Genomic DNA, 3,991 nt, shown 5'->3' with positions numbered 1-3,991 from the left:
TATGTTGCAGGGGTCATCTGTTCTTAATGACTACAATCAACGCCTTGTTGATGCCAATAGAGAACGTTGGCTGGAACAAGATAATAGCGGCTGGAATAGATTGAATATGCTTATGAACGCCGGTCATGGCTTTGCAAGGAATTACGGCACGACAACGAATAATGTGTCAGAATCTAAGATGCATGGTAACGACCCTTGGAAGAACGCTATAGGGATTTTAGCTAGTATTGCTAATTTTGCAGGAAAAAAGTGAGGTAGTTATGCAAAATAGTAACGATAACATTTTATCAAGACTTCTTAAGTCTATGCATGTAATGAGCCAATATGTACCACGTATACGTTTCAACGATCTAGAAGACGCCAAACAACAGGCAAATAATTTACCTTATTTAACCCCTTCTTCCCCTATAGCAACTTTTAGTTCACAATCAAATCCTTTAGGTTTAGCTAAAAATACTTCACCTTTACCAGATGTAAGTTCGTCTTTAAGATCGGCAGGCAGAAAACCGTATGTACCGTCTTCAGTCCCTTCTTTACCAGTAGCGACCTTTGGTTCACAACCAAATCCTTTAGGTATGGAACCTTTGCCTAATGCAATTGAAACTTCAGATTTGGCATCATTGAAACCAAAGCAGTCTCAATTACCAGAGCCTATTTCATCTGTAGAACCACAGAAGTCTGTACAGCCACAACAGAGTACTGTTCCTCACCAAGATACTGGTTCTCAACAGAGTTTTTGGGATTACTTGCGTAGTCCTGAGTTTTTACAAAGATTATCAGATTATGGGATTGGTTATGCATTATCAGATGGGACGATAGCACAAAGTTTAGCGAATGCAGCTATGAATCTTCGTCGTGGTGATATGGAAAGAGAAAAAAGAGGACAGGTTAACCAGACTGTCGAGTATCTAAAGTCCAAAGGCTACAGTGAAGAAGAGGCGCGGTTCATGGCTGGGAATAAAGATGCGTTGAATGCGTTTTTTGCACAAACGATCAACGGTGGAAACAGGAATCCACAATTTACCAATGACGGTAGGATGCTTGTGGAAGATCCGAATGCACCAGGTGGATATAGATATGTTACGGTTGAAGGTGGAAAAGCACATGAAGATATGCAAAAGCGTGAACAGTTGAAAAAATTACAAATAGTAGATGCCAAAATTATGAGAGAAAGTACATCACATGCAATAAATTCGGCTCTTGAGATACTTAAGGAAAATCCTAAGTCATCTACTGGTCCAATTGGTCAATTTTTACAGAATTTGTGGAACACACCGGCAGCACGTTTAAGGGATCATCTTGAAACAATCAGGGGAGGAGCAATGCTTCACAGGCTAGAGAGGATTAAAGCGCTATCACCTAATGGTGCTTCAGGATTGGGTAATTTGACTGATAAGGAAGGTGTAAGATTAGAAAATGTTTATGTTGCTTTGCAACAGAGTTTATCTCCTCAAGAGCTTATAAGGAATTTGCAACGTTTACAGGAGATTTATAACAAAGCAACAGATGCGCAATTAGCTATTTTGATGAATGATAACATAACAGCTGCGGATGTAGATGAAGCATTTGGAAGTGGTTCGCAACTATCACAAGGGAATTTGATAAATATACCAAAGATGAGTTTAGAAGAGGCATCTATTAAGGATAACGTACCTTATTTTAGGGACAGTTCTAGTGGTAAATTTTTGGTTGAGGATTAAATAGTAATGGACCCTTATAACATTTCTGAGAAGATGCGTTCTCAATATGTATATGCCAAGAATGGGAAGCGTTTTCGCGTAGTTGAAGATCCTGCTGAGATTGAAAAAATTATAAATTTACATGCTAACAGTTCATCTTCATCTCAATATGTATATGCTAAGAATGGGAAACGTTTCCGCGTAGTTGAAGATCCTGCTGAGATTGCGAAGCTATCTAATTCTTTTTCTGAAAGTCAACAAAACACAAAAGATCAATCAACTACAACAGATGATTTTTCATTTGATGATAAAGATCTTACGTGGCGGAATGCTGTTATGAGAAATAGCGCGTCTGGTGCGATGGCAGATTATTTTGACGAGATGAAAGCAGCGAATGAAGCGGGTTTTATAGATTATTGGCGTGGTGATAAGAAAGCAGAGGAGATATATAATAGACGGGTAGCCAAGGAACGTGCTTACCAAAAAGCCTTGCAAGAGAAATATCCTATTTGGTCCTCTATAGCTTATGCTGTTGGTTCACTTGTACCGACAGGACTCTCACTTTTTGTGCCTCCATTAAGGGCTTTGGCTCTTGCAAAGCATATGTCAACACTTAGAAATCTTGGTAATGCGGCGCTTTTAGGAGCAGGTTCAGGAGCTTTACATGGTTCAGGGGCGGGAGAGGGGCTTTCTGGTCGTCTTATATCGGCAGGGTTTGGTGGTGGTATTGGAACAGTAGCTGGTCCTGTTGGTTCTCTTGCCGGTACAGTTGCTTCTTGGGGTACAAAAAAAATGGCAAGGGGATTGCAACATGTTCCCTATATTCCCTTTATGAAAGGAGGGCGTTTTAATCCTGCTCATAAGGAAGTTGAAACCAAAGCCGTTAGGGAAGTTGCAAAAACATTATATGATGATGGTGTTGAGAATGTTGCAGAGCGTCTTGGCTCTGCGCCCCGTCATGCATTTTTGACAGATATTAGTCCAAATTTAGAAGTATCCCTTGCGAATATGGGGAAGACAAATGTGCATGTTTCTGAACTTTTGAAAGGAGCACATGGGGAACGAGTGCAGAATGCTATTCACCGTATTGGTCAATCGGCAGATGAAAACATTACACCTCTTCAAGATACGAAAGTTTTAAAAAGGGTGCTTCAAGAGCAAGGAGAAAAAGAATATAAACATCTTTATGCAGAAGCAATGCAAACTCCCATAGCAAAAAAGCATTATCCAGCTCTTAATAGGCTTTTCAAAAATAAATGGTTTCAAAACGCTGTAAAAGAAGCAGTTGACACCTTAGAAGGAGACCCGCGCACAGCAATTGCTCAACGATTTTATGATAAAGATTTTATCCATATAAACTATAAACCCACAATGGCGTTATTAGATCAAACGAAGAAATCTATTGATGATTTAATCGAAAAGTCCCGGAATTTTGGTGATAAACAAAAGGCTACAGGGTACCAAATACTTAAGAATAATTTGGTAAAGATAACGGATGAAATCTCCTCTACTTACAAAGCAGCGCGGGCTAGTGTAGAAAAATATAAAGGTTTTCAAGAAGCGATAGAACAAGGCAAAAACATTGTACAGAGAGATGTTTCTGGAGAGGGGATTAAAGAAGGTCTTCGTAAAGGAGCAATGTCTAGTGGTCTCAATACTTATCATGTAGGGATGAGAGACTATATTGATGATCTATTAAAAGGTTCGCGTCCTGTTAATAGACTTTCGAATATTTTACAAACGGGTCGTATGTCAGATAATCTAAGCAGATCTTTAAGCTCTAAAAACATTCATGGGTTTAGAAAAGCTGTAGAGGATGAAAGGTTCTATGAAGATGCGGCGCAAAGAGCCCTAAAACCGTTTCAGGGAACGCCCGAACCTAATTATTTAACAGGTGTTAATCTACCGTACGGGAAAGTTAGTACAGCACGTGCAGGGGCAAAGATTACACAAAATATTTTATCTGATACGATTAGGAAATTACCTCAAAAAGAGAGACAAATACTTGAACGAGATATAGCGAAATTAGCAACTTTTGGCGTTAAAGGTATGAACCAGCAGGAAGTTGCTCAAATGTTACAAAGATTTATACGATTACATAAAGCAGGAATCGTTAGTGACCATTTGTGGCATTTCATTTCTTCGGTAATGGCAGGAGAAGCGGGAAGATTTTTAAGGAGTAAGGTTCAATGACCCGTTCTAGTCCGGTAGATGAAGCGATCCGTCAAGCAGCAGCGCGTTATGGTTTGCCAGAGAGTTATTTGTACCGTGTTGCGCAAGTGGAAAGTGGAGGCAATCCGAATGCAAGGAAT

At 39.7% G+C, this 3,991-nt stretch carries 3 protein-coding genes and 1 pseudogene; all 4 read left to right on the top strand.

Annotated elements, in window-relative coordinates; genetic code table 11:
• A pseudogene (locus ACFILT_RS09155) lies at window positions 1–253 on the top strand (hypothetical protein); the annotation flags it as partial.
• A 7-nt stretch (window positions 254–260) separates the two neighbouring features.
• Window positions 261–1,700, top strand: a complete 1,440-nt coding sequence (locus ACFILT_RS09150) for a hypothetical protein (protein WP_375679961.1) — start codon at window positions 261–263, stop codon at window positions 1,698–1,700.
• A gap of 6 nt (window positions 1,701–1,706) precedes the next feature.
• A complete protein-coding gene (locus ACFILT_RS09145; protein ID WP_375679159.1) occupies window positions 1,707–3,872 on the top strand; it encodes a glycine zipper family protein in 2,166 nt (721 codons plus the stop codon).
• A partial coding sequence (locus ACFILT_RS09140; RefSeq protein ID WP_375679160.1) for a transglycosylase SLT domain-containing protein occupies window positions 3,869–3,991 on the top strand: 123 nt, incomplete at its 3' end. The genes ACFILT_RS09145 and ACFILT_RS09140, both read left to right, overlap by 4 nt.

Source organism: Bartonella sp. AP7XZML (genome assembly GCF_042195745.1).
Lineage (GTDB): Bacteria > Pseudomonadota > Alphaproteobacteria > Rhizobiales > Rhizobiaceae > Bartonella.
The sequence above is the reverse complement of the archived record's forward strand: the minus strand, read 5'-3'. Positions and strand labels throughout refer to the sequence as shown.

What these genes read in the sequence shown, in the direction of transcription:
- ACFILT_RS09150 (WP_375679961.1), top strand. Translation starts at nt 261, where the DNA reads ATGCAAAATAGTAACGATAACATTTTATCAAGACTTCTTAAGTCTATG.
- ACFILT_RS09145 (WP_375679159.1), top strand. Translation starts at nt 1,707, where the DNA reads ATGGACCCTTATAACATTTCTGAGAAGATGCGTTCTCAATATGTATAT.